The 24,735-nt window shown below is 70.7% G+C and carries 23 protein-coding genes; 12 read left to right on the forward strand and 11 right to left on the reverse strand.

The window, feature by feature from the left end; genetic code table 11:
- Positions 1-8 precede the first annotated feature (8 nt).
- Positions 9-236 (forward strand): hypothetical protein, encoded by a 228-nt coding sequence (locus tag MXD95_RS23595; protein ID WP_250642897.1) that lies wholly within the window; start codon positions 9-11, stop codon positions 234-236.
- 11 nt (positions 237-247) lie between these two features.
- Here MXD95_RS23595 and MXD95_RS23600 read toward each other — a convergent pair whose 3' ends face one another.
- The gene (locus tag MXD95_RS23600; protein WP_250642898.1) at positions 248-685 is read right to left on the reverse strand and encodes an SsgA family sporulation/cell division regulator; all 438 of its coding nucleotides are present in this window, start codon (positions 683-685) and stop codon (positions 248-250) included.
- A gap of 378 nt (positions 686-1,063) precedes the next feature.
- On the opposite strand from MXD95_RS23600, the gene MXD95_RS23605 reads away from it, so the two are divergent.
- The 3 genes from MXD95_RS23605 to MXD95_RS23615 all read left to right on the forward strand — a co-directional run bounded on the left by MXD95_RS23605 (position 1,064) and on the right by MXD95_RS23615 (position 3,449).
- Positions 1,064-2,080 (forward strand): mechanosensitive ion channel family protein, encoded by a 1,017-nt coding sequence (locus MXD95_RS23605; RefSeq protein WP_250642899.1) that lies wholly within the window; start codon positions 1,064-1,066, stop codon positions 2,078-2,080.
- 88 nt (positions 2,081-2,168) lie between these two features.
- Entirely contained in the window at positions 2,169-2,624 is a 456-nt protein-coding gene (locus tag MXD95_RS23610) for an Rv3103c transmembrane domain-containing protein (protein WP_250642900.1), read from the forward strand.
- Positions 2,625-2,738: 114 nt separating this feature from the next.
- Positions 2,739-3,449, forward strand: a complete 711-nt coding sequence (locus MXD95_RS23615) for a LapA family protein (protein ID WP_250642901.1) — start codon at positions 2,739-2,741, stop codon at positions 3,447-3,449.
- A 216-nt stretch (positions 3,450-3,665) separates the two neighbouring features.
- Here MXD95_RS23615 and MXD95_RS23620 read toward each other — a convergent pair whose 3' ends face one another.
- The 3 genes from MXD95_RS23620 to MXD95_RS23630 all read right to left on the reverse strand — a co-directional run bounded on the left by MXD95_RS23620 (position 3,666) and on the right by MXD95_RS23630 (position 8,605).
- Positions 3,666-4,289, reverse strand: coding sequence for a universal stress protein (locus MXD95_RS23620; RefSeq protein ID WP_250642902.1), 624 nt, complete (start codon positions 4,287-4,289; stop codon positions 3,666-3,668).
- A gap of 150 nt (positions 4,290-4,439) precedes the next feature.
- A complete protein-coding gene (locus MXD95_RS23625; RefSeq protein ID WP_250642903.1) occupies positions 4,440-7,892 on the reverse strand; it encodes a WD40 repeat domain-containing serine/threonine protein kinase in 3,453 nt (1,150 codons plus the stop codon).
- The gene (locus MXD95_RS23630; protein ID WP_250642904.1) at positions 7,892-8,605 is read right to left on the reverse strand and encodes a hypothetical protein; all 714 of its coding nucleotides are present in this window, start codon (positions 8,603-8,605) and stop codon (positions 7,892-7,894) included. Before MXD95_RS23630 ends, MXD95_RS23625 begins: the two co-directional genes overlap by 1 nt.
- A 43-nt stretch (positions 8,606-8,648) precedes the next feature.
- Here MXD95_RS23630 and MXD95_RS23635 point away from each other — a divergent pair, with 43 nt between their 5' ends.
- The gene (locus MXD95_RS23635; protein WP_250642905.1) at positions 8,649-9,908 is read left to right on the forward strand and encodes a hypothetical protein; all 1,260 of its coding nucleotides are present in this window, start codon (positions 8,649-8,651) and stop codon (positions 9,906-9,908) included.
- 269 nt (positions 9,909-10,177) lie between these two features.
- Positions 10,178-10,813 (forward strand): hypothetical protein, encoded by a 636-nt coding sequence (locus MXD95_RS23640; protein WP_250642906.1) that lies wholly within the window; start codon positions 10,178-10,180, stop codon positions 10,811-10,813.
- A gap of 99 nt (positions 10,814-10,912) precedes the next feature.
- Here the strand turns inward: MXD95_RS23640 and MXD95_RS23645 are convergent, their stop codons facing one another.
- Entirely contained in the window at positions 10,913-11,800 is an 888-nt protein-coding gene (locus MXD95_RS23645; RefSeq protein ID WP_285223750.1) for a zf-HC2 domain-containing protein, read from the reverse strand.
- Positions 11,797-12,342 carry a sigma-70 family RNA polymerase sigma factor gene (locus tag MXD95_RS23650; RefSeq protein ID WP_250642919.1) on the reverse strand — a complete coding sequence of 182 codons (546 nt, stop codon included), beginning with the start codon at positions 12,340-12,342 and terminating at the stop codon, positions 11,797-11,799. Before MXD95_RS23650 ends, MXD95_RS23645 begins: the two co-directional genes overlap by 4 nt.
- Before the next feature lie 929 nt (positions 12,343-13,271).
- On the opposite strand from MXD95_RS23650, the gene MXD95_RS23655 reads away from it, so the two are divergent.
- Positions 13,272-14,522 carry an ABC transporter substrate-binding protein gene (locus tag MXD95_RS23655; RefSeq protein WP_250642908.1) on the forward strand — a complete coding sequence of 417 codons (1,251 nt, stop codon included), beginning with the start codon at positions 13,272-13,274 and terminating at the stop codon, positions 14,520-14,522.
- Between the two features lie 674 nt (positions 14,523-15,196).
- Positions 15,197-15,892 carry a biosynthetic peptidoglycan transglycosylase gene (locus tag MXD95_RS23660; protein ID WP_250642909.1) on the forward strand — a complete coding sequence of 232 codons (696 nt, stop codon included), beginning with the start codon at positions 15,197-15,199 and terminating at the stop codon, positions 15,890-15,892.
- Positions 15,893-15,913: 21 nt separating this feature from the next.
- Here the strand turns inward: MXD95_RS23660 and MXD95_RS23665 are convergent, their stop codons facing one another.
- A complete protein-coding gene (locus tag MXD95_RS23665) occupies positions 15,914-17,263 on the reverse strand; it encodes a phosphotransferase enzyme family protein (RefSeq protein WP_250642910.1) in 1,350 nt (449 codons plus the stop codon).
- A 65-nt stretch (positions 17,264-17,328) separates the two neighbouring features.
- Between MXD95_RS23665 and MXD95_RS23670 the strand changes: the two genes are divergently transcribed.
- Complete coding sequence (locus MXD95_RS23670; RefSeq protein ID WP_250642911.1) at positions 17,329-17,892, forward strand: NADPH-dependent FMN reductase; 564 nt, start codon at positions 17,329-17,331, stop codon at positions 17,890-17,892.
- A gap of 24 nt (positions 17,893-17,916) precedes the next feature.
- Here MXD95_RS23670 and MXD95_RS23675 read toward each other — a convergent pair whose 3' ends face one another.
- Together MXD95_RS23675 and MXD95_RS23680 are read right to left on the reverse strand one after the other, a co-directional pair.
- Positions 17,917-18,756, reverse strand: coding sequence for an SAM-dependent methyltransferase (locus tag MXD95_RS23675; protein ID WP_250642912.1), 840 nt, complete (start codon positions 18,754-18,756; stop codon positions 17,917-17,919).
- Positions 18,757-19,146: 390 nt separating this feature from the next.
- Positions 19,147-20,109, reverse strand: a complete 963-nt coding sequence (locus MXD95_RS23680) for a LysR family transcriptional regulator (RefSeq protein WP_250642913.1) — start codon at positions 20,107-20,109, stop codon at positions 19,147-19,149.
- A gap of 218 nt (positions 20,110-20,327) precedes the next feature.
- On the opposite strand from MXD95_RS23680, the gene MXD95_RS28705 reads away from it, so the two are divergent.
- Positions 20,328-20,459: a hypothetical protein gene (locus MXD95_RS28705; protein ID WP_285223747.1), complete on the forward strand. Its 132-nt coding sequence runs from the start codon at positions 20,328-20,330 to the stop codon at positions 20,457-20,459.
- A gap of 106 nt (positions 20,460-20,565) precedes the next feature.
- Positions 20,566-22,419 carry a M3 family oligoendopeptidase gene (locus tag MXD95_RS23685; protein ID WP_250642914.1) on the forward strand — a complete coding sequence of 618 codons (1,854 nt, stop codon included), beginning with the start codon at positions 20,566-20,568 and terminating at the stop codon, positions 22,417-22,419.
- Positions 22,420-22,543: 124 nt separating this feature from the next.
- Here MXD95_RS23685 and MXD95_RS23690 read toward each other — a convergent pair whose 3' ends face one another.
- Both MXD95_RS23690 and MXD95_RS23695 read right to left on the reverse strand, forming a co-directional pair.
- On the reverse strand, positions 22,544-23,269 hold the full coding sequence (locus MXD95_RS23690) for a hypothetical protein (RefSeq protein ID WP_250642915.1): 726 nt from the start codon (positions 23,267-23,269) through the stop codon (positions 22,544-22,546).
- Positions 23,270-23,963: 694 nt separating this feature from the next.
- Complete coding sequence (locus MXD95_RS23695; protein WP_250642916.1) at positions 23,964-24,257, reverse strand: hypothetical protein; 294 nt, start codon at positions 24,255-24,257, stop codon at positions 23,964-23,966.
- Between the two features lie 73 nt (positions 24,258-24,330).
- Between MXD95_RS23695 and MXD95_RS23700 the strand changes: the two genes are divergently transcribed.
- Positions 24,331-24,735, forward strand: a 405-nt coding sequence (locus MXD95_RS23700) for a hypothetical protein (protein WP_250642917.1), incomplete at its 3' end; no start/stop codon positions are given.

The raw sequence follows: 24,735 nt of genomic DNA on the forward strand, positions 1-24,735 counted from the left end.
GTCCCGCGATGGCCCGCCACTTCATCACCCGCGATGGCCGGCCGGTCGACCTGGCCGAATGGGAGCCGGCCGCCCGCGCGCACTGGACGCACGTCGAGCCCCTGTCCATCGACATGATTATGCGCGACGCCGGTATCGACACGCCGCCAGCGATCCCCGGCTGGCCTGCGGCTGCCTGCGACGCGCCCGACCCGCCGGAAACCCCCGACACGCCAGACGCCGTGGACGGCGCATGACCTGATTCCCGTCAGGGGTTACGGGTGCGCAGCAGGGTGCGCAGCTCCGCGTTCCAGTCGACGGCGTCGCTCTCGCGGCCCGCCGGCACCTGGGCCTCGATCTCGGCGAGGAACCGGGTGACCACCGAACGGGGCAGCTCCAGATCGGCGCGCCCGGACGGGCTGGACAGTGAGACGGTCACCACCGCGCGTCCATGCGAGCGCGCCGGCCGGATGCGGACGTCCCCCACGCCAGCCCGGCTCTGGCTGCCGTCCGCGAGCAGGGAACGGGCGAAGATCCAGGTAATGGACTCGCGCCCCGGACGCAGGATGAGCTCCACCGCGAACGGGTCCGCCGGGTCGTAGCGCAGCGTGCCCGCGACGGCGGCCCGAGCCCCGTCGTCCGTGACGAAGTCAGCGGAGAGATCGCGCACCACGACATGCGCGGGCGTCGAGCTGTGACGGAGCATTCGCTGCCTCCCAACACGATCGGAACCGACCCTGTCAGCATCGCTGCCCTCAGCGCCTTGTCGCGCTCCCCGTCGGGCCTGAGTCCACAGGCGGAACAACCCGCGAGCCACGGGCCGGTCGGCCGCCCCGGGCCGGGCCCGCTCGCTCCATCCCAGCTCAGGCGGCAGGTCCGCGCCAGCCGGGAGTCGCGTCAGTGCGGAGCGGACGGTGGTGCCTGCGCCTCGGGTGTTTCGCTGACCCGCGCCCCGCCCCGCGTCGGTGTCAGCCCCGCCCCGCGTCGGTATCAGCCCATCGGGACACCCACTCAGGCGGTCACTGTGGGCAGCCTGCGGGCGCCTCCGGCGGGTACCCGGGGTGGGGACGGAGAGTAGGTTCGGGTGGGTGAGCGGAGTTCGAACCCACCTGTCGGCATGACCGTCCTTCCGTCCTCGGCCGCCGCGATGGTTTCCCCACCGGTCCTTGGCAGTGGTCCTGGGACGACGCACGGGGCGGTCCGGGCGGCGGCGCACGCGACGGTCAGCGCGACGGCGCCGCTGAGCGACATCAGTCACTGGGCCCGCGGCAGCGGCCTCGAGGTCGTCATGCTGCTGACCGGCGCCCTCCTGCTCACCCGGCTCGCCAGCTGGATCGGCAACCGCGTCACCAGCCGGATCGACGTTCAGGCCAGTCAGGATCGGGTGGTGCGGACCGAGGCGGCCAAACACCGGCACGCCGTCGCCCAAGTGATCACCTGGGTGGTCCTGGTCATCGTCTACTGCCTGACCGCGGTGCTCGTCCTGCAACGGTTCGGCGTGCCGGTGACCGGGTTCGTCGCACCGGCGACGATCGTCGGTGTGGCGCTCGGCCTCGGAGCGCAGCGGATCGTGCAGGACATGCTCGCCGGGTTCTTCCTCATAGCCGAACGGCAGTACGGCTTCGGTGATCTGGTGCGGCTTTATGTCGCCGGCGGTCCCGGAACGGGATCACTTGGTACTGTCGAGGAGGTCACGCTACGCATCACGCGGCTGCGGACCTCCAGTGGCGAGGTCGTCACCACGCCGAACGGGCAGATCGCCCAGGTGATCAACCTGTCCAGGGACTGGGCCCGCGCGGTCATCGACGTCCCGATCCCGGCGAGCGCGGACGTCACCACCGTGAGCGACCTGCTCAACCGGGTCGGCGCCGAGGCCTACTCCGACGAGGTCCTGCATGACCTGCTGCTCGACGCCCCCTCGGTGATGGGCGTGGAGAGCCTCGACCTCGACGAGTACCGCATCCGGGTCGTCGCCCGCACCCAGCCGGGCCGTCAGTTCGAGGTGGGACGGACCCTGCGCGCCCGCGTCTCCACCGCGCTCAAGCGCGAGGGCATCACCGTTCCCCCCGACCTCGACACCGCCGCCCCCACCGGCACGTGAGCTGCGACATAGCCGTCGCGGTGCAGTCGTCGCCGTGCGGCCGTCGCCGTGCGGCTGTCCCGGTAAAGGCCGTCCCCGTGAGGTTGCCATGCTGACATCGTCCGCAAGCCTGCGGGTGCTCCGCTTCGTCCAGTCGATCCACATGCGCCGCTCGACCATGGCGCTGATCGTCTTCTTCCTGGTCACCGCCGCCGCCTACCTGTGGGTCCGGCCGACGCCGACACATGTCGCCCAGACCCACGAGCTGGTCCGTACCACGACGACGGACGACGACACGACCACCGAGACCGTGACCACCCCTCGTCATGCCACCCGGCCCAGCGCAACCCCCACGCCTGCCGTCTCCGCCACGCCCACGCCCGTCCCCTCGCTGACCCCGACGCCGACCGGCACAGCCATCCCGCCCAGCGCCACGGCAACCCCGTCCGCCGACCCCGGCCTGCTCGGTTCCTTCGGCGCAAGCCCCTCGCCCGGCGCCCCCGGCGTTGGAAGTGGCCTCGGCGGCGCCGGCCAGGCGACCCAGAGCGCCCCCACCCAGCCCTGACAGACGAGCGACATCGCGACCGGGACCGTAGACCAGGACCCGGATCGCACCTGGCCGGGATCCGGATCGCACCTGGCCGGGATATTGTCAAGCTGGCGGGGTACGCATCCCATCATGACGACGCCGCCCCGCGACCTGCCGCCCAAGGGCGGCGCACCGCAACCGACCCCCGGCCCAGGGTCCGCGACGGGCCCGCTCACCGGCCCCCCACCGGCCGGCGCACCGGCCGCGAGCGCTCCACCGGCCGCAGGAGCGCCGCCCACCGGCGCTCCGCCCGTCGGCGGCGCCTTCCCGGGCTCTGCCTATCCGGGGTCCGCATACCCGGGGTCCGCATACCCCGATCCGGCGCCCACCGGACCACCGGCCGGGCAGGGCGGCCCGATATCCGGACCACAGGGCACCCCGCCCGGTTCCGGCTCGACAGGCCATCACAGCCGATTCGGCCGCGGCGGCCGACCGGACATCCCCGTCACCCGCACCAGCCGGGTCTGGACGACTCTGGTCCTGTTCGCACTCGTCCTGATCGTTCTGTTGATCTTCATTCTGCAGAACCTCGACGATGTCAAGGTCTCGTTCCTCGGTGCGCACGGCACCATGCCGCTCGCCGTGGCGATGCTGTTCGCCGCGGTCGCCGGGGCGCTACTCGTCGCCATCCCCGGCGTCGGCCGCATGATCCAGCTCCGCAGGACCGTCCGCCGCACCGCCACCCAGCCTCCCGTCGGCACCACCGCGACCGACCGTCCCCTCCCCCCGGGCACAGGGACGTCCGCCGACGGTCAGCAGAGCCCCAGCGCCCGCACGACAACGGCGCCTCGCCACCGATGATCGCTCCGCAGTGGGCAGTCGCGCAAGATCCGGCTAACCAGGTCGCCGTGGGGGGCAAAACGGACACGAATACCCCCACGACGACCTGGTTGGATCTTCGGCCGGTCTGGCCGCTGGGATTCCGTCGCGGAACGTGACTCTGAACGTCTGGCGGCGGGCCCGGCGGGCCTGAAGGGGTCAGTGGGATCGGGGAACGCTTCGCCGACGGGTCCGAGGCTATGGGACGACCAGGACGGGCCATGTGCCGCCACGGACGAGGCGTCCGGCGAGCGAGCCGACCAGGCGATGGCCGGCGCTCTCGGAGGCACCGACCACAACCATGTCGGCCTGGACCTCGGTGGCGGTGCGTCGGATGCCATCCAGGGGGTCACCGGTGCGGACCAGGAAGCGGATCGGGATCTCGAGTTCCGCTTCCCGGCTCCGGATCAGCGAGCGGATCTCCGCGACGACGGCGTCCATGATCGCTTGCGTGGCGTTGCCGGCGGGCACGGCCGAGAACGCGAGCCAGGCTGGCGGGGAGACCACGTAGACGACAACCAGACGGGACGCCTGGCGGCGGGCGAGCCCGGCGGCATAGGCGGCGGCGCGCAGGGAGGTGCGGGAACCGTCGACCCCGGCGACGATCGTGGCCGGGCCGTCGGTGCCAAGCTCGAACCGCCCTCGCAGGTGGTCAGGGCCGAAGTCCTCGACCTGCACCACCGAGGGTCCCAGCTCGTCAACGCCGCCGCGGTCGCCACGGCCGTCAGCGCCGTCAGCGCCGTCAGCGCCGTCAGCGCCGTCAGGGTCGCCAGGGTCGCCGTCCCGAACATCGCCATCGTCCTCGTGATCATCCTCGCTCACAGCGTCCAGTCTGGAACATCCGCCGGTCGCGTTCCCCGCCGGCCTGAGCCGACACGGCCGGTGTCACCATTAGCGGGCCGACGGTGACCCGGCCGGCTACCGCCACAGACCGTCATCGCGGCTGGTCAGGCAGCGCCTGCGGCTTGCGAGCTACCCGCAGGGTGGGTGGTAGGCCATGGAGGCGAAGGCGGTGGACCACTCGGTGGCGTTGATGCGGTTGGCGGGGTCGGCACAGGCCTCGGTGGCGAGCCGGTCGGGGTCGGCGTCCCACAGGCGCAGCGTGCCGTCGTGCGCGGCGGACAGGACGACGCCGGTCTGACCGACGAACGTGAGGCCGGTGATCGACCGGGTGTTTCCGTGCCACTGGGTGAGGACGGGGGTGGTCGGGTCGGCAGCGCTGTACAGCCGGACGATCTCGTCGTCGCCGCCGGACGCGATGATCCCGTCGTTGCCGGCGACGCTGGCGATCCCGCCGAGCTGGCCGGTGATGGGCGCGCGCGAGATGGGATGGTCGGGGTCGGCCACGTCCCACAGCCGGACGGTGCCGTCGACGCTGCCGGTGACCAGGACGGTGCCGTCCGCGGTGTAGGCGACCGTGCGTACGGCTCGGGTCGGACCGCGCAGCTGCTGGAATCGGACGGGATGCGCGGCATCCTTGACGTTCCACAGGCCGATGGTGGCGTCCTCGCCGGCGACGGCGAGTGTGCGGCCGTTCGGCGTGTACGCGACCGCGTATACGCCGCCGGTGGTGGTTTCGAAGTGTGAGCGGGTGGTCGGGTTCGCCGGATCGGTGATGTCCCACAGGGCGAGCGTTCCGTCGGCGCCGCTGGAGGCCAGCGTGTTGCCGTCCGGGGCGAAGGCGACGGTGCGCACCGTGTCGGTGTGCTGCTTGGTGATCGACAGCCGTTGGAGGTTTCTGGGATCGCGGGCATTCCAGAGACGGACGGCGCCGTCGGCGCTGCCGGAGGCGAGCATCCGGCCGTCGGTGTTGAAGGCGAGGGACTCGACCCAGTCGGTGGTGGGAACCGAGTCGAGCCGCTGCAGGTGCGTACGGTGGGTGAGCCCCCAGATGGTGATCGTGTTGTCGGCGCCGCCGGTCGCCACCAGCCGGCCGTCCGGGCTCACCGCCACCGACCGCACGTCGCCGGATTCGGTGTCGCGGGTCACCGGGACGATGCCGCGGCCGAACACTGCGATCATCGCCTCGCGGGTCTTCGGGGATTTCGGCGCGGCCCGGTAGGCAGCGAGCGCAAGCCGGTGGGCAAGGGCCGGGTCGGTGTCCTGGTTTGCCATCGCCACGTCCGCGACCGATGCCGGTTCGTCAGCGACGTTCGATTCCGACGTGTCCCGATGGGCGACAAGGAAAATCCCGCCGACAACCAGGGCGACGACCGCGACAGCGACCACGATCAGCCAACGCCGCCCGCCACGGGCCTGTCCCGCCGGCGATGCCTGCCCCGGCCGCGCGCCGCCCGCCCGCCCGCCCGCCGCGGCTCCGACCAGGCCGCGCCCGGATGGCCCCGGCCGCGACGAGTCCGGACGCGACGCATCCGGCCACGACCCATCTGGCCACGACGAGCCTGGACGCGAGGAGCCGTCCCGTGACGGGCCGCCCGTCCAGGAGTGCTCGCCGTGCCTGGACGGGGGCGAGCCGAGTGCCTCCTGTCCGGCCCCGGTGCCTCCCGCCGCCGCGTATCCGAGTGCGCCGTAGCCCTGCGGGCCGTGTCCGCCAGCGCCATGCCCGCCAGGACCGTGTCCGCCAGGACCGTGTCCCGTCGTCGCGTGACCTGGTCCGGCCTGAGTGGAGCGCCCCTGGCTGGACGATTCCGGATCAGCGCGTGCCCGGCGGGACCGCTCGGCGTCGCGGAAACGGTCGAGCCGGTCCGCGGGGGCGATCCCGGTTATCTCCTCGCTGACGTCCCCGACCGCGGGCGTCGACCAGGCGCCGCCACCGGAGTCACCGGGGCCGACGGCTCCGGCGCCGGAACCACCGCCCAGGTCCGGGCCGCCGGTGTCGGGATGCCGAACGTTCAGTGCCTCGTCGGCGCCCCAGACGGTCACGAGACCGTCATCGCCGAGACGAGGGGTCGACGTCCACCGGTCGGCTGGGCGCCAGACGATCTGTCCACCGGCCGACGCGCCCCCGCCCCGGCCCTCCGCCGAGGGTGTGCCGTCCCCTGAGGATGTGCCGTCCCCTGAGGGTGTGCCACCGGTCGCGGATGCGCCGCCACTCGGGGATGCGCCGCCGGTCGCGGACGACCCGCCCGCCGAAGACGCGCCACCCGTGGAGGACCGGGTCGACCGGGGGTTGAACGACTGGGTACCGAGAGCGTCCGGGGGCGGACCGAGGGGCAGGTGGCCGGTGACCGGTGTGATCGGGCCGGCGGGGCCGGCGTCAGCCGTGTCCCGCGTCCGGGCGGCACCCGCGCCTGATGCCGAGGCGGGGGTCGCGGCACCTGGAGAGGCAGCAGCGCCCGGAGAGGCAGCGGCACCCGGCCCGGCGGAGGGGGCCGATTCGACGGAAGGAGCCGAGCCCGCGAAAGGCTCCGAGCCCGCGAAGGAGGCCGAGCCGTCGTAGGAGGCCGAGCTGGAGGTGCCGGGCGGGGTGGTGTTCAGGGGACGGATGAGTGCGGTGACCTCGGAAAGGATCTGCTCGCGGGCGGTGACGGGAACGTCGACGCGCAGGTCGAGCAGGCGGGCGTAGAGCTCCTCGGCGCTGGGGCGCAGCGTGGCGGCCTTGCGCATCGCGTCCTCGACCAATGGGACGAGGCTCGGGTCGAGGCCTTCGAGGTTCGGCGGGTCGTTGACCGTCCGGAACAGCAGGCTTGGCGCTGGGCCGGTGCCGAACGGATAGCGGCCGGTACCGGCGTAGATCAGCACACCGCCCCAGGCGAACACGTCCGCCGCCGAGGTGATCTTTTCGCCGCGGGCCTGTTCGGGGGCCATGAACGCGGGTGTGCCGAGGTGGCGGTCGATGCCGGAGTCGCGGCCGACGGCGGAGGCGGTGTCCAGCGCGCGGGCGATGCCGAAGTCGATGACCTTCGGGCCCAGCCGGGACAGCAGGATGTTCGACGGCTTCAGGTCCCGGTGCACGATGCCGGCCCGGTGGATGGCCATCAGCGCCGTGGTCATGCTGACCGCGAGCTGGTGCAGCTCGGCGGGAGTCAGCGGCCCGCGGGAGTGGATCGCCTCGGAGAGGGTCGGCCCGTCGACGTACTCGGTGACGAGGTACGGCTGCTCGCCGGTGATGTCGACGTCGAGGACCGCGGCGGTGCAGAACCGGGCGACGCGCCTGGCGTTGTCCGCCTCGTGCTTGAGCCGGGACCGGAACTCGGCGAGGCGGGCGAGGTCCGGCCGGATCAGCTTGACGGCGACCTGGCCGCCAGCGGTGTTCTCGCCCAGGTAGACGGTGCCCATCCCGCCGGCACCGAGCCTGCGCACCAGCCGGTACGGCCCGACCTCCGTCGGCTCCGCCGTCCCGCCGGTGCTTCCCGGCTGCGATCTGCCGCCGACTGATCCGCCACTGACCGCGGCGAACCCGCCCCTGCCCGCGCCGAGGGCGCCGTCGTTCCCGGCGGCCTGGGGCGAGGACGGGTGGACCATCAGCCACGCACCCGCCCTCGCCGCCGGCGCCGCGCCGCCATCTGGTAGTGCACCGCGAGGAAGGACAGCGCGAGGAACAGCGGCAGCAGCACCGAGGTCGCGGTGGCGTTGGTGTGGGCGGAGACGAGCACCATGTCGATGCCGGCGCTCAGCGTCGACCCGCAGCGCGCCTGGACCGGCCGGTATCCCGGTTCGAAGCTGGCGAACTGCACGACGGTCTCGAACGTGCCGGATCCGTCGGTGTCGGCTCGTCCGACCAGCTCACCGTCCGAGGTCAGAGTCGCCTGGGTGCCGGGTTCGCAGCCGGCCCCGCGGGCGAACAGGGTGTCGCCGGCGCTGACGATCGTCCGGTCGAACAGCAGCTCACCCGCCTTCGGCGCACGTGCCTCCGGGGCACCGACGGGCGCCGCCGGGTCGCCGGTGCGCCGCACCGGCGTGCACACCCCGAGGACACGCACCTCTCCCTTCGCGCAGCGCCGCGGGGCCGGGGCCGGGCATTTCTGGTCCAGCGCGACCGACACCCCGCCTGGGCACATCACCCGCCCGGCCGGGCAGTCGGCCGTCGCGGCGTGCACCGAACCATCCCAGCAGACCACCGGCACCGGGTCGGTCGGCCGCGGCGGGGACGGGCACTGCTCGTCGATGGGTACGCCGATGGACGTTCCGGGGCAGGACTTCTGCCGCAGCGGGCATGCGTCGGCGCTCTCCCGCACCGAACCATCCCAGCAGGTGTAACCAGGCTTGGACGGGTCGGGGTTGCCGGTCGGGCCGGTCGGGTTGGTGTTCGAGCCACAGGTCGCCGCGGGCGTCGGGGCCAGGTCCGCGCCGCCCGCCGGATGGGCCTGGCCGCCGCGGCGGGTGTCCGGGCAGGGCGGGGGCTTCTGCTCGCACGCCGGGTCGGCGCCGTGCCGCGTGGCGGCGGACGACGCCGACGGGCAGCGCGGGCTGCCGCACTCGCGGGCAAGCGAGCCGGCCGCGACCGATTCCCTGGCACCCGGCTTCGCGGACGGCAGCGCCGTCGTGCAGTGCGGGGTCGAGCAGGGAGTCCTGACCGCCGTGACGGCGACCGCCCCACCCGCGGGCGCCGGGGTGGGGGGGCAGGGTGGCGGCGGCGGGGCACACCCGTTGACACCGTTCCGGCTGGCGCCGTTCCCGTTGACACGACCACCACCGCCGAGGCCGCCCTCGACCGCGGGCGAGCGCGGCGCGGCGGCTACGAGCGGACAGGTCGTCGGTCCGGTGGACGGGCAGGTCCGCGCGTCGTCGCTCAGGATGTCGTCGGCCGGGCAGGTCACCGAGCCGCCGGGCGAGCAGGTGCTGGTCACGCCGACGGCCGGCGGGCATACCGGGCCGGTGGTGGCGGTCGGGCCGGGCGAGCTGGACGATGGCGTCGGGGTGCCGGTCGCGGTCCCCGGGCCGGGCGCGGTCGTCACCGGGCCGGCGCTGACGCTCGGCTTAGGGCTGGGGCTCGACGACGTGGTGCCCGGCGGGTTGGTCGTTCCCGTCCCCCCGCCCCCGGTGCTCGGCGAACCCCCGGAGGTCGAACCGCCGGTCGTTGATCCCCCTGGCGTCGAACCTCCCGCCGTCGAACCTCCGGACCCAGGTGGCGTGCCGCTGCCCGCCGTGGAACCGCCGGCAGCGGACGGGCCACTGGCCGCCGCGGCGGCGCTTCCGGTCGAGGCGCCGGCGGCGGCTCCGCTTGACCCGGCCGCCGCGCCGCTCGATCCGGTGGTCCCGGTCGTCGCGGTGGAGGTGGAGGTGGAGTCGGCGGCGGCGCTGACCGGAGCGCCAGCACCGGGCGGCGTCCCGATGCCCGAAGCCACCCCGGCCCCGACACACAGCAACAACACGCTCACGAAGACCGCTGCGATCACGCCACGCGACGATCTCGGCGAACTGGGCGTGGATGGGCCGGCCACTCGACGGCCAGTCATAGAGCGCCCCCCCGGGTGCGACCGGCAGCACGATAACGGCCGGACTGTCCCGGCCGCCACAAATCTCGTGATGCGCGCCTGACGTAAGCGGCGGAAGCCCCACCCATACGACAGTCGATAGAATAACAGCAGGCTGGCCGGACATCCCCATCTGGGGCAACATGGGCAACGCGGGGCGGGGGCGTCCAGTCGGGGGAAGAGTCGGGGGAACTCGTGGAATGCGTGGCACCAGCAGCAACGCCGCAAAAGCACTTTCTGATTGTCATATGCCTGACAGTCTGTCTGGGTTGGCTTGTGTTGTTGCCACAGCCGGCGGCGCATGCGCAGTCGAGGGGCGGCGTTGAGCTGACGGTGACGGTCGACGGTCAGCCACTCGGCCCGGACGACCTCGTTCTCAACGCGGGTACGGTCGCCCGGATCGTCGTCGGCGTGAAGAACCTCAGCCGGGTGGCCGTGCCGGTCGATTCGGTCCGGCTGTCCGGCACCGTCCTCGGCCTCACGTTCTTCGACTATGACACCCGCCTACGCACCACCGTTCCCGCGTCCGGCTCGGCCAATTGGACGGTTGACCTGGACATCCGTGACCTGGATGGCCGAGCCACCGGGCTCGTCCCAGTCGAGGTGGCGCTCCGCGACGCCGACCTGCACACGGTCGCCCGCCAGACTGGTGACGCGAACGTCCACGGCTCGTTGTTCTCCATTTACGGCCTGTTCGGTGTCGGTCTGCTGGTGCTGATGGGCCTGCTCTGGGCGGTGGCCCTGCTGCCGCTGGGCCGGCATGCCGCGCCGGCGACCTGGTGGCTGCGCGGAGTGCGTTTCGTTCCAGCCGGCTGCGGGGTGGGTCTGTTCGGCGTCTTCGCCCTGTCGGCAACCCGACTGCTGTCCCCCACCACGATGGTCGACATCGTTCTCACCCTCGTCACCACTGCCGTCTGTTTCGCGGTGGGCGCGCTGATGCCCTGGCTGAACTCCCCCCGCCGTGGCTGACGTCCCGCGGGTGAGGCATCGCGGCCGAGGCATCGCGGCTGAACCATGTACCGGCGACCCGCGAGGATCTCCGGCGCCGGTCCCCTCGGCAATACCAGCTCAGGCGGAACCGGCGGGAACGACGACGAGCTGACCGCCGTGGGCATCGACGATCATCAGGCGGGCCAGGCGGGCCGGCGCGATACCGGAGGTGCCCCGCACCTCGACGTCGCCGTCATAGGTCGCGGACCAGGTCGCGGCGGTCTCCGTGTGCCCATCGGTGGCCTGGGCGATGAGGACGCAGTGGCTGCCCTGGCGGACGTTCTCCACCCGCACGGTGAAGGCGCTACCCGCCGGGTTGGCCGCGACCCACACCCAGGCCTCGACCGGGCTGGTGGCGCTGGTCGCGGTGAACATGTGCCCGGCCGGGTGCGCGGCGGTGTCACCGCCATCCGGACGGAGGGCGATCGTGATGCCGACGGCAGCGAGAATGGCCGCGGCGGCCAGCCCCGCCGAGGCGAGAGCAGCCCGGCGGCGCGCCCGACGCCGGGCTCGGCGCATCGCGGTCAGCGCCCGTCCCGCGTCACCCTCCCGACCGCCCGCAGGTCCGATCACACGTCCGGCGCCCCGCCCGGGTGCACGTCCGGCGGTTCTTCCCTCGGCACGCCCGGACACCGGCCCGTCCGCACCATCAGGCATGGGCTCGTCCGGGCCCTCGCCCCCGGGGTCGGCCAGGCCGCGGGCCGCCACCTGGCCACCGCCGCGGCGGGCGGCATGGACGGCGTCCGCGACATCGAGATCGACGCCGGTGAGCTCGTCGGCTTCGGTGACGTCGGTCAGCCGTAGCCGGCCGAGCAGTCCGGGCAGGCCGGCGAGGCTCGACAGCTCCGCGCGACAGTCCGCGCATCCGGCGAGATGGTGCTCCACAACGGAACGGTCCGCCGGGTCGAGGGCGCCCAGAACGTAGGCACCCAGTGCGATCCTTGGGGCTGCGCAGTCGCCGGTCATGTCGCCCACCCCCGTTCCTCGAGTGCCAGGCGCAGCGCACGCAGTCCGTAAAACACCCGGGATTTGACGGTCCCCGGGGGGATACCCAGGTTCGCCGCCGCCTCAGCGACGGAGCGGCCCAGGTAGTACGTCTCGACCAGCGCCGCGCGATGTTCGGGGCTCAGCGCCCGGAACGCCTCGGCGACCTGCCAGCTCTCCATCGCGCGGTCCAGCTCGTTGCCGGCAGGCAGGGATTCGAGGTTTTCGGAGCCGACCTCCGCCGGCCGCACCCGCCGTGCCCGGTGCTCGTCGACGACGATCCGGTTCGCGACGGTGAACAGCCAGGGCCGCAACGGCCGCTCGTCGGTACCGAGCCGGCCGGCATGGCGCCAGGCCCGCAGCACGGTCTCCTGCAGGACGTCCTCGGCTCTGGCCCGATCACCGGTCATCCTTGTGACGAACGCGAGCACGGCCGGGCCGTGTTCCGCGTAGACGGCGCGCACGAACTCGGCGGCGGGGTCGTCGACCCCCTGCCCGCCGCGCCCTCGCCACCGCGCATGCATGCCCACCACCACGCATCATCGCGCCGCTCGGTTCACCGTCGCGAGGCCACGGCCGAAAATCGTCGTCAGCAACCACATCGTCACCTACCGAAGCCGGGCCCGGCGGCCCGCACCGCGCAACGCCCGGCGATCTGGCCATCGGATGATCTGACCATCGAATCAGATCAGATCAGATCGGATCAGAAAGAGCGCCTCACGCCGGTTCGGCGAGCAGAAGAAGGTAAAGCACGACGTACCTCAAGAGCACGAGGGACGGCGCCGAGCGACGGGGGCCCACCCCACCAGCCGACGGCGGCGCCCACGCCTGCCCCGACGGTGGTCGTCAACTTGCGTTGGTAACCGATGTTCGGTAGCAAGGGCGTTTTGTCCGATTTCCTGGTTGTTGATCGCCATGCGCCGCAACCTGCGCGTCCTTGACACCCGCCGACCGCCAGGCCGCATCCGACAGCGCAACACACGCGGACGACCGCATGCCCACAAGTCATATTTCGCGCCCACGTAGGTGCCGAAAAGTCGCCCGGCCCACATCCCCACGCCGCCGACAAGCCCCAGGCACCCCCTTTTCGCCGTGAAACAGATCACCGGCGTGGAGTGCGATCGGATGCGTTCCGCAACCCTGAACGCCGCAGATCGCGTCTGGCCACCTGCCGCAATACCCAAATGATATAGCCCCGCTATCCGAAGACGTCTCCGGCCGACCGCCCGCCATCGGCTCCGGTTACCGTGTGCTGCCTCTCGAGCGGCCGCGCGACGAGGCGGCCTCCCGGCACGACCCCCCTTTCGGGCCAGCCGGCGGATTCGGTAGGGGCCACCCCGTCCGCGGTGCACCACAGCCGTCTGAACAACGGACGCATGAATGTCACAGGGACGGGTGGGAAATGAGACGACACCGGCACTCCCTCGCCGCGGCAATCGCCGTGTTCACCTGCGTGGTCCTCGCGCTGACCGGCTGCGGCACCACTCAGGCCAGCAGCACGGGCAACGCGTCGGGAACGAACACGGGCGGTCTGCTTCACCAGGTCGAGCAGGGCGGGCCAAACCCGTGCCAGCCGACCAAGGGCGTCGACCGCGACTCGATCAACCTCGGCATGGTCTATTCCGAGTCGGCGTTCGGCGGCGATCCGGGTGCGCAGTTCCGCGCGGGCGTCGATGCCCGTCTGGGTGAGCAGAATGCACACGGCGGGATCAGTGGTCGCACGCTTTCCTATCAGGTCGAGGATGACCACGGCCTGACCACACTCAATGCCACTGCCGGGCGCACCCTCGCCGGACCGGATGGCGCACTTGGCGTCGTCCAGTTCAGCTCCGCTTCCGGTGGCAGCGCGCCGGTTCTGGATGCGGCGGGTGTGCCGCTCGTCGACGGCCAGGTCAGCGATCCCGATGCCGCCAGCCATTCCAACGTGTTCAGCTACTCGCGGCCCATGGGCATGCAGCCGACGTCGAGCGGCTGGGGAGACTTCCTCTACAGCCGGGGGGCACGCCGCGTCGCGACCGTGGCGGTGCAGCTGTCCGCTGGCACCCAGGCGATGGCCGACGCCGCGCAGCGCAGCGCCCGTGCCGCCGGCATGAGGGTCGCCGCCACGTTGCTCGTGCCGCCCGGAGAACTCGATGCGGACAGCTTCACCGAGCAGATCCGCTCGGCCAACGCCGACAGCATCCTCGCGTTCGTCCCCGCGCCGATGTTCTACGAGATCGCCATTGCAGTCCGCAACGCAGGTCTCGGCCTCACCGCCGTCCTCGGCAATCAGAGCGCCTACAGCCAGGCCGAACTGGCTGCGGCGGGCACCAAGGCCGCCGGCGTCTACACCTTCGTCGACTACACCCCGTTCGAGGTCAACAGCCCCGCACACCAGCGTTTCCGCGCCGCCCTCGGCGCCTATGCGCCGCAGGCGGCGACCGTTGTCGACGGCAATGCCCTGATCGGCTGGATCAGCGCTGACCTGCTGCTGAACGGCATCGGTGCGGCCGGCCGCTGCCCGACCCGCGCCACAGTGCTGGCCGCGTTGCGCCACCTCACCCGCTACGACGCGGGCGGCCTGCTGCTCAGCCCGATCGATCCCAGCAAGGGCCTCGGCGCCGCCACCGCCTGCTACGACTACCTGCGCGTCAACAAGGACGGTACGACCTTCGCTCCCGTGAACACCACACCCCGCTGTGGCCGTGTCGTCCCCGCAGGATAGCGCAGCGGATGGCTACCGGAGTGTCCGGACCTGATATGAACTCCCATCGTGGACAATCATCGTTGTCCCGCCACTGAAAGAGTTTCAGACCGCCCAGAAGAGACAGCCGAACACGATTCCACCTCACCTGGCCGTCCGGCGACGTCCGGCGACGTCCGGCGACACTGCAGGTATCCACAGGGATCGGGAACGCCCGGATTCCTGGATATGCCCGAGTATCGAACAGCCATGACCGTCCCAGCTGGCGATCGTCGTCCACAGCGTGCTCACATCCCGGATGGACACACTGGAGACCGACCCCACAGCGCCCCGGGCCCTATCCGCCTACCAGCGGCAGCCAGGCGGGACGGCCCGACGCAGGGAGGAGGTACGCCTCGATGCACGAGACCCTGCCGAGGGGAATCCGGCGTCCGCGTCTCGCCCGCTCCACCACATCCGGCTTCGGTGCCGGCGCCCGTCCGGGTGCGGGCATTGGCGCTGGTTTCGATTCCGGGATCCGCACGGGCCCCGGTGCCGGCATCGACCCCGTTACCGGCTCTGGCACCACGACCGGTTCTGGCACCACGACCGGTTCTGATTCCGGTTCTGGCATCGCCTCGTCGCCGGCCGAGGGCTCGTCCGAGCCGGCAGCCCCTGGCCGACAACGCGCCGGCCGCAGGCCCGGACGGCCGTGGATGCGCGTCATACGCCGCCTGCTGCTGGCGGCACTGGCCTGCGTGCTCGCGGCGCTGCTCGGGTTCGGGGTTCTGCTCGGCCTCACGCCGTCCGTCGCGGACGCGCAGCGACGGGTCACCGCCCAGGCGGCGGAGCACGGGGCGGTGGCGCTCACCGGTGCGCTGTCCAGCCGGTTCGTCGGGGCGCTGATCGCGACCGAGGACAGCCGCTTCTATTCCCATCACGGCATCGATCCACTCGGCGCGGTGCGCGGCCTTTCCCAGCCTTTGTTCGGCGGTACGGACCGCGGCGGCGCAAGCCTCGACCAGCAGCTCGTGAAGATTCTCTACACCGGCGGACGGCGTGACACGTCCGACCAGATCGAACAAACCGCCCTCGCCGTCAAACTGGATGCCCGGTACTCCAAGGACGAAATCCTTCGAATGTATCTGGAGACCGTGTATTTCGGCCATGGCTACTACGGCATCGTCGCGGCCGCCGCCGGCTATTTCGGCCGCACGCAGGACGCACTGAGCTGGGCCCAGGCCAGCCTGCTCGCCGGCCTGATCCAGGCCCCGTCCGCCTACGACCCCTACGAGCACCTCACCGCCGCCCGCACCCGCCAGTCCCACGTCCTCGACCGCCTGGTCGCCACTGGCCGCCTCACCCGCGCTCAGGCCACCCAGGTCGCAGCCGATCCCCTGAACCTGCGCTGACCGACTGCGCGGTGGTGGCGGTCAACCGGTGAGCAGGCGTCCGCGCAGGTAGGCCTCGGCGAGGATGCAGGTGTCCCTGGCGTAGTCGGCACGGCTGGCCACCGCGTCGGAATGCGGATGGGTGCCGAGCCAGGCGACCAGCAGCAGCCGGCGCAGCAGCACGAACGTCGGGATCATCGCGACGTCCTCGGCCGTCAGCGGCAGCCGGCGCTGGTAAGCCTCGAGCCAGGCGGCGACCAGGTCACCGGTGACATCCAGATGCTCGATGAACGACAGCGACGCCGCCAGATCCCACAGATACCACCCGAACCCGCAGTCATCGAAGTCGATGACGCAGATCCCATCGTCCACATCCTCGCCCGTGGCCGACCCGGCGTCCGGGACCAGCAGGTTCGCGAGGCGCATGTCAGCGTGGATGAGCCCGAACCGGTCAGCGCCCGTGCCGTAGGCGGCGAGCCGGCCCCGGATCAGTTCCACCGCCTGCCCGACCAGCACCAGCTCATCCCAGGTGCCATTGCTGGAGCCATTGCTGGAGCCGGTCCGACCAACGCTCCCCGGCCGGTCACCGGGTACCTGAGGTTGCCCGGTCAGGGCCTCGGCCAGCCCGGCTGACCAGCTTCCCCACCGTCCAGCGGTTCCGAGCATGGTGTTCCAGGTCCAGGCGAACCTGGTGAACGATCGCGGCCTCGTCCAGCGTCGCGCATGTTGGTGCATCCCCGCGGCGATCCGCCCAAGCTGGGCGAACGCCGGGGGAAGATCGGCAGGTCCCAGCCTCTCCGGGGACCTTCCCTCGACCCACTCGAACAGCACCGCGTGCCGCTCGTCACCCTCGCCCTCAACGCCGCCGCCCTCTGCCGCGACGCGCTCAACTCCCCAGCCCTCCTCCACTCCCCAGCCCTCACGGTCACCGCCCGCGGCCTCACCACCCGCAACGTCACCGTTCCCGGCCGCGCGGACTTCGACGTCACGCCCCTCGCCAGTGGGTCCATGTCTTCTGCTCGTGCGGAGCGCACTCACCGTCACGACGCTGGCGCCGGATCGGGTCGCGACCACCGGCGGGGTGCGCACGATCCCGTCCGCACGCAGCGCGACGATCCAGGCGAGTTCACTGTGGATCTCCGCCAGGCCGTGGTAACCGGGCCGGTGCAATCGCAACGCCCATCGACGAGGGTGCGGCAGGGTGACGGCCCTGCTGGCCGTCGGTGCCCCGTGGGATCTGCTCTCCGCCTGAGCAACGCTGACCTGGTAGGTGACGTTCTCCGACTCGTGCAGGAGACGTGCCTGCGCAGACGGGCCAAGGTCGTAGGCGGCGAGCACCTCGTCGACGATCGGCGCGAGCCGGTCCTCGGGGGCGATGGGGGCGAGGGTCACGAGGATGCATCATCCCCGACGACGACGCGGGCGGTCAGCATCATCTTGGCCCCATGATGTGGGACATGGACCAGGTCCGGTTGTTGTTGATCTCGGGCAGCACGCGCGCGGCGTCGACGAACACGGCGGCATTGCGCACGCTCGGTGCGCTGGCGCCGCCAGGGGTGGCCGCCGAGCTGTACGACGGGCTGATGGCGCTGCCCGCGTTCACGCCGGAGGCCGGCGATGACGCGCCGCATCCCGCCGTCACCCGCCTGCGGGCGGCCCTCGCCGCCGCCGACGCCGTGCTCGTCTGCACCCCCGAGTACGCCGGCGCCCTGCCCGGCAGCTTCAAGAACCTGCTGGACTGGACGGTCGGCACCGGCGAGCTCTACGGCAAGCCCGCAGCATGGATCAACGTTGCCGCCCCGGGACGCGGCGCCGGGGCACTCGCCGAGCTTGCCACCGTGCTGCGCTACGTCACCGTCGAGCTGATCGAGCCGGCCTGCGTTGACATCCCCGTCTCCCGGGACGCTGTCGGCCCGGACGGTCTGATCCAGGACCTCGCCGTCCGGGATGCGCTGGCTGCCGCCCTACACGCCGTCCTCGGTCAGCTTCACGCCCCTGGCCAGGTGGACAGCGCGCCGTAACGATTTCTCCCAACAGGTTTTCGGCTATTTCCGGCCGACGGCGCCGTAGATGCAGACCTCGGCGTCGGTCAGGTTGAGATCGGTGTCGGCGTCGGGCCGCCAGCGATGGACGATCTGGAGACCCGGTTCCATCAGGGTGAGGCCGTCGAACAGGCGCTGCACCTCGCCGCGGCTGCGCAGCTTCAGGGAGACGCCCTGCTGGTGATAGCGATCCTCGACCTCTTTCGCCACCGGGTCGGGATCGGCGGTGCCATGGCTGAGCACGAGATAGCTGCCCGGCACCAACGCGTCGAGAAGCTCGCGCACGATGGCGTACGGCTCGTCGCCCTCCATGAAATGCAGAACCGCGATCAGCGACAGTGCCACCGGCTGGGTGAGGTCCAGTGTGCCGGTGAGCTGCGGCGAGGTCAGGATCGCGCGGACATCCCGGATGTCGGAGTCCAGGTAGGTGACGCGCCCGGCGGCGGAACTCGCCAGCAGCGCCCGGGCGTGCGTCAGCACAATGGGATCGTTGTCCACGTAGACGATCCGGGCCTCGGGGGTTATGCCCTGGACGATCTCGTGCAGATTCGGGCTGGTGGGAATGCCTGTCCCGATGTCCAGAAACTGACGAATACCAAGCTCACCGGCGAGACATCGCATCGTCCGGCCCATGAACGCACGGTTCTCGCGAGCACCGGTCCGCACATTGGAAGTGGTCTGGATCGCAGCCTCGGCCGCCGCACGGTCGGCCGGGAAATTATCCTTGCCACCCAGGAAGTAATCGTAGATCCGCGCCGGATGAGGTCGGTCAATGTGCAGATCGATCCCACGCACCGACGCAGCGGCAGGCGACGCGGATCCAGCACTCGACGCGTCCGGCATGTTTCAGTACCCCCTTTGGACGGAGCCCGTAGAACAGGCGACCTCGTCATCCTATTGAGGTCGGCGCATCTCGGCAGGCAGTCCAGACGAATTGCGTGGCCAGCATTCCGACGACCCGCCGGCCGAGATCGACGGACTCCGGTCAAGCCGCAGGCCACAGGGCCGGGCAACGGTGAGACAGCCCGCGCCGCGACACCCAGCCAGCCCCACGTTGCCGCCTGGTTGTGCGCCCATGGATCATCCGATGAGACTCAGGTCGATGTCCCAGCCAGAAGAAGATCCCCACACGGGCGGTGTGGTACTCGGCCATAAAATTGTGCTGCCACACGATGCAAACCCGCAGGTCATCAAGAGTAGTCCCCGCGAGCGCGGGGATCTTCCAGCTCCAGGCTACGCAGTGGCTTCGCTGAGCGAGAGGACGGTCGTGATGACGTTGCGGATATGGGCCCGCAGCCAGCGGTGCGGGGCGTCAGTGTCGTGGCGTGGATGCCAGGCCAGGCAGATGCGCAGGCGAGGAAGGTCGAGATCGAGATCCAGGGCGACGAGGCCGATGCTGGCCAGGCCAACACGGCCGAGGCGGTGGGGGGCAAGGCCGACCAGGTCGCTTTGCGCCACCAGGGAAAGGGCCACGGTGTGGGAGGGGACGGCGGCGGCGACCGTGCGGCGCACTCCATGGGCTGCCAACGCCTCGTCGAGGGGGCCTTGGAACCGCCCGCGCCGGGTGGCCACGACATGGCGTGCATCCGCGAGCCGGGCGGGAGTGAGTGGTCCCTCGGTAAGCGGATGGCCGGCGCGGACCACCAGCACGGCTCGGTCTGTGCCGAGAACCTCGGTGTGGATCTCGGGTGCGGTCGAGTCGATCTCACCGATCTCGATGTCCGCGGTGCCGTCGCGCAGCGGGTCGGCCGATGGCGTCGGTTCGGGCATGAAGCGGATACGGACACCGGGCGCCTCGGCGGCCATCCGTCCCAGCAGGTCAACACCGATCGCGGCGACGAGCATGTCGCCGCTGAGGACTCCGAACGTCCGGTCGAGGCTGGCCAGGGCCGGCATGCCCACGGGAGCGAGCACACCCTGGGCCCGTCGCAGCACCTCGCTGACCTCGGCCTGGATCTCCAGCGCGCGCGGGGTTGGCATCATGGAGTGACCGGCACGCACGAGGATCTGGTCACCCACCGTACGTCGGATGCGGCCCAGCGCGCGGCTCATCGCGGGTTCGGTGAGATGCAGACGGCGGGCCGCCGAGCTCACGCTGCGCTCGGCGAGCAACGCGTCGAGCGCGACGAGAAGGTTGAGATCGATGCCGACCAGCGGTCGGGTCGTGTCGGCGCCGCCACCATCAGCACTATGCATGCGATGCATTATTGCAGTGCATGACTTGCATTTGAAGTCAGATCGTCTGCTGCCTAGGTTCATGTCAACCACCGGACACGATGTTCCACGACCGAGCCCTGCCGATCGCCGACAATCTCCTGGAGTCGCCATGTCGACCGAGCCCAGCACCACGGCGTCGCTGAATCCGGCCGTGCTGTCGGGCCCAGCCTCGCTATCGAGCCAGGCGGATACGCCAGATGACGGGACTACAGCGCCGAGCGTCGGGGCACGGCCGGTCCTGGTACGGCGGGACCGTCCAGACCGTTCTCGACCGCCTGTTCACCGCGGCCGACCAGGATGACGCTGTCCTGAGGACGCTCCGCCTTTGACCCGTCGCCGGCATGCCGGCCGGACCGCCACGGGGCACCACGGCCCGGCCAGGTTCAGGCCGGGTTCAGGCCCGTGTTGGATAGCCGTGCTGGATAGCCTGCGGGAATGGCTGCTGACACCGTGACCACCGGGATGCAGGCGACCGCGGCCCGGACCACCTCCGCGGGGGCAACCGTGCCGCCGCCCGACCCCGCACTCGAGGACGCCTCCTGGGACCTCACGCCATTGCTGGACGGACAGGACGAGGACCACATCGACGGCCGGCTCGCCGCGGCGCACCAGCGGGCGGATGCCTTCGCCGAGCTGTACGCCGGGCATGTCGCCGACCTGGACGGGCCGGGGCTGGTTGAGGCGATCACGGAACTCGCCGCCATCTACGAGCTCGTCGGGAAGATCGGCAGTTACGCCTCGCTGCGGTTTGCCACCGACACGGCCGACTCGCGGCGGGGCGCGCTGGTGCAGAAGGTGCGCGAGCGCAGCACCGCGATCCGGACGAAGCTGCTGTTCTTCGGGCTCGAATGGGCCGCGCTGGATGATGATCGCGCCGAGCGGCTGCTGGCCGCGGAGGGCCTCGACCAGGCTCGGCACTACCTGCGGATGGAACGGCGCTACCGGCCGCACCTGCTCAGCGAGCCGGAGGAGAAGCTGCTGGCCGAGAAGTCGGTGACCGGCGCGTCGGCATGGGGCCGGTTGTTCTCCGAGCAGGTGTCCGCGATCCAGGTCGACGGGCAGCCGCTCGAGGTCGCGCTCAGCCGGCTCGCGGCCGGCGACCGCCAGGTGCGGCAGGCCACCGCGGCGTCCGTCACCGAGGCGCTCGCACCGGGGCTGCGCACCCGTGCCTACATCTTCAACACGCTCATCCACGACAAAGCCGTCAATGACCGGCTCCGTGGTTATCCGACCTGGCTCACCAACCGGAATCTCGCCAACGAGGTGTCAGACGAGTCGGTGGCGGCGCTGATCGAGGCGGTACGCGGCCGGTACGATATCCCGCAGCGTTGGTATCGGCTCAAGGCGCGCATACTTGGCCTGCCGAAGCTCGCCGACTATGACCGGATGGCCAGCGTCACCGGCGCCGACGAGCATTTCAGCTGGGAGCAGTCAAAGGATCTCGTTCTTAACTCGTTCGGCTCGTTCTCTCCTGAGATGGAAAGGCTCGCCCGGCGGTTCTTCGATGACCGGCGGATCGACGCGCCGGTGCGCGCCGGCAAGCGTGGCGGGGCGTTCGCGAGTTCGGTGGTCCCCTCGGTGCATCCGTACGTGATGCTGAACTTCACGTCCCGGCGCCGGGATGTGCTGACCCTCGCGCACGAGCTGGGCCACGGTATCCATTTCGTCCTCGCCGCGAAACAGGGCGTCCTGCAGCAGGACACGCCGCTGACGGTCGCCGAAACCGCGTCCGTCTTCGGCGAGACGATCGTGTTCAATCGGCTGCTGGCGCAGACGGACGACCCCGAGTCACGGTTCGCGCTGCTGGCCGAGGCGGTCGAGGGGGCGATCGCCACCGTGTTCCGCCAGACCGCGATGAACCGGTTCGAGGACGCCGTCCACACCGCGCGGCGCACCGAGGGCGAGCTGTCCGTCGAGCGTTTCAACGATGCCTGGGCATCCACCCAGCTCGAGCTGTTCGGCGACTCGGTCGAGCTGACCGACGGATACCGCACGTGGTGGAGCTACGTACCGCACTTCATCGGTACGCCCGGATACGTATATGCGTACGCCTACGGCCAGCTCCTGGCCTTGTCGGTATATCAGCGGTTCACTGCGGAGGGCGATGCGTTCGTGCCGCGGTACCTGGAGATGCTCGGGGCGGGTGGTTCCCAGCTGCCCGAGGATCTCGGCCGAATAGTCGGTATCGATCTCACCGACCCCGGCTTCTGGTCGGCCGGGCTTGATCTCGTTGAGGTACAGCTGCTGGCGGCGGAAAAGGCTGCGCGAGACGCCGGCCGCATCAGCTGAGCAACGCCCGACCGCTGCCGGACCACGCGAAGGCGCCGGTTCCTCGTCCCAACTCCGGGAGAGACGGGGAACCGGCGGCCTGCACTTCTGGGTGGGGCACGTCCGGCGATCCTGGTCCGGTCGGTCAGGCCGCTGGCGTCTGCGCACCCGCGCTGGTGACGACGGCATTGGTGTCCGCACGGCCGGACGCGGACGAATCCGCACCGGAGGCGGCGATGGCGGCACCGTCCCGCTGACCACGCGCCTGCCAGCCGTCCCGCCAACCCCGCTGGTAGAACGACCACGCTGACGTGGTGGGAGCAGAACCGGCGGACGCTGCGGACGCGGCGCTGTCCGATGTCCCACGGCTGGATGTCGGGCCGGTGCTGGCCGGCGTGGCCGGCAGCTGGGCGGAGGCCAGTCTCGCGAGATCCGCGACGTCAGGCGATGTACCGGCGGTGGCTTCGGCGTCCGGGTCGGCGGCCTGCCGGTCGGAGACGGCCGGCTCTCCGAGCGCGATCCCCGTTCCGGAACTGAGGTCAATCGGATCGCATGCGGCCAGGGCCGACGTAGTAGGTGGCAGAGCCGCCGCTGCGGCCGCCCCGGCACCGTTGATCGTGGTGCCGGAATTGGTCACGGTGTTCCCGGCACCGCCGACCGATGTTCCGCCCGCAGTGACACCACCGAACCCTGCGGTGGTGCCACCCGCGGTGTTCTGGGTACCGCCGACGATTCCGGTTCCACCGACGGTCGGGCCGCCGATCCCGATGGTCACGCTGCCAATGATCACATCACGGCGACCTTTGTCCTTGTCGCCAAACCAGTCGTCACCGTCATTCGCGAACCAGTCATCGACCTGATCGGCCTGCACACCCTCTTCCGCCGCAGGTGTTACCGCGTGTTCCGAAGTACAGGATGATATCCAGGACGGCTGCCAGTTCGCTGCGGATGGATCGTATTGCAGTCCGATCTCGTAGCATGTAGCCAGGATCCCCGGATCGCCCGAGTCGGCGTCCGCGGAAGGCACACCCACACCGCTCTTCGAAACTGCCGAATCGGGGCGACGGCACACCGGAACCGTAGCGGACAGAAGGCCGCTCTGACCAAATATGGAGGATAGTGCGGCCAAGCCCGATCCCGTCGACGACACCGATTCTGCCGATGCCGGCGAGGCCAGGAGGATGGCAGCGACGGACATTCCGCTGGTAAAAAGAAGACTGGTCGTACATCTCCCAATATGCATGCTGCTCCTTTCTCACGCAGGGGTCCAGAGACCAACTCCGCGAGATCGTAGCCAGCAGCCGAGCCAAAAGACCGTGCTACCAGTCCGCGTGTCCATCGCCAACCAAATACAGGACCCAGGAGGGTGCGGTATGACCGGCTGTTTCCTGACCGAAGCCGGGCCACGAGAAAGACCGATCCCCTCCCTGGGAGCCGGGCACGGAGATAACCGGCCCGACACGACGACGACCCTCGCCCCGGTTCCATCACACAAATCACATGTGAGACATCCCGGAGGAGGGCCGCCTGTGCCCGCATGCCGAACTATCGGGCACGCGTCGCAGTCATCGCTTATCCGACGCTGGTACCGCCTGCGGTGTTACCACCGCCGAACCCGCCACCACCAACGGTGGTACCACCGGCAGTGTTACCGCCACCGCCACCGCCACCGCCGACCGTCGTACCACCAGCAGTATTGCCGCCACCGGGACCACCACCGCCACCAACGGTCGTGCCACCAGCAGTATTACCGCCACCACCACCACCACCGACGGTCGTGCCACCAGCGGTGTTACCACCACCGCCGCCGCCACCAACCGTAGTGCCACCAGCAGTATTACCGCCGCCGAAACCGCCACCACCAACGGTCGTACCACCGGCGGTGTTGCCGAAGAAGATCGGGAATCCTCCGGCTCGACGAATGGTGTTACTTTGACGGAATCCGCCTACGCTGGTTCCGCCAGCGGTGTTTCGACCCCCACCACCGACCGTGGTACCACCGGCCGTGTTGCCCCCACCGCCACCAACCGTAGTGCCACCGGCCGTATTACCACCACGAGGGCCACCACCACCGACCGTGGTACCACCAGCGGTGTTACCACCACCGCCGCCGCCGCCGCCGCCGACGGTCGTACCACCCGCCGTATTACCACCACCAGGGCCACCACCACCGACGGTCGTACCACCAGCGGTGTTACCACCACCGCCGCCGCCGCCGACCGTCGTACCACCGGCCGTATTACCACCGCCGCCACCGACGGTCGTACCACCAGCGGTGTTACCACCACCACCGCCGCCACCGACCGTCGTACCACCCGCCGTATTACCACCACCAGG

The organism is Frankia sp. AiPa1, assembly GCF_023243075.1.
Taxonomy (GTDB): Bacteria; Actinomycetota; Actinomycetes; order Frankiales; family Frankiaceae; genus Frankia.

Excerpts from the sequence above, each read along its gene's own strand:
- MXD95_RS23595 (WP_250642897.1), top strand. The coding sequence starts at position 9 with ATGGCCCGCCACTTCATCACCCGCGATGGCCGGCCGGTCGACCTGGCC.
- MXD95_RS23600 (WP_250642898.1), bottom strand. The coding sequence starts at position 685 with ATGCTCCGTCACAGCTCGACGCCCGCGCATGTCGTGGTGCGCGATCTC.
- MXD95_RS23610 (WP_250642900.1), top strand. The coding sequence starts at position 2,169 with ATGCTGACATCGTCCGCAAGCCTGCGGGTGCTCCGCTTCGTCCAGTCG.
- MXD95_RS23615 (WP_250642901.1), top strand. The coding sequence starts at position 2,739 with ATGACGACGCCGCCCCGCGACCTGCCGCCCAAGGGCGGCGCACCGCAA.
- MXD95_RS23625 (WP_250642903.1), bottom strand. The coding sequence starts at position 7,892 with ATGGTCCACCCGTCCTCGCCCCAGGCCGCCGGGAACGACGGCGCCCTC.
- MXD95_RS23645 (WP_285223750.1), bottom strand. The coding sequence starts at position 11,800 with ATGACCGGCGACTGCGCAGCCCCAAGGATCGCACTGGGTGCCTACGTT.
- MXD95_RS23650 (WP_250642919.1), bottom strand. The coding sequence starts at position 12,342 with ATGCATGCGCGGTGGCGAGGGCGCGGCGGGCAGGGGGTCGACGACCCC.
- MXD95_RS23660 (WP_250642909.1), top strand. The coding sequence starts at position 15,197 with ATGCGCGTCATACGCCGCCTGCTGCTGGCGGCACTGGCCTGCGTGCTC.
- MXD95_RS23670 (WP_250642911.1), top strand. The coding sequence starts at position 17,329 with ATGGACCAGGTCCGGTTGTTGTTGATCTCGGGCAGCACGCGCGCGGCG.
- MXD95_RS23675 (WP_250642912.1), bottom strand. The coding sequence starts at position 18,756 with ATGCCGGACGCGTCGAGTGCTGGATCCGCGTCGCCTGCCGCTGCGTCG.
- MXD95_RS23680 (WP_250642913.1), bottom strand. The coding sequence starts at position 20,109 with ATGCATAGTGCTGATGGTGGCGGCGCCGACACGACCCGACCGCTGGTC.
- MXD95_RS28705 (WP_285223747.1), top strand. The coding sequence starts at position 20,328 with ATGACGGGACTACAGCGCCGAGCGTCGGGGCACGGCCGGTCCTGGTAC.
- MXD95_RS23685 (WP_250642914.1), top strand. The coding sequence starts at position 20,566 with ATGGCTGCTGACACCGTGACCACCGGGATGCAGGCGACCGCGGCCCGG.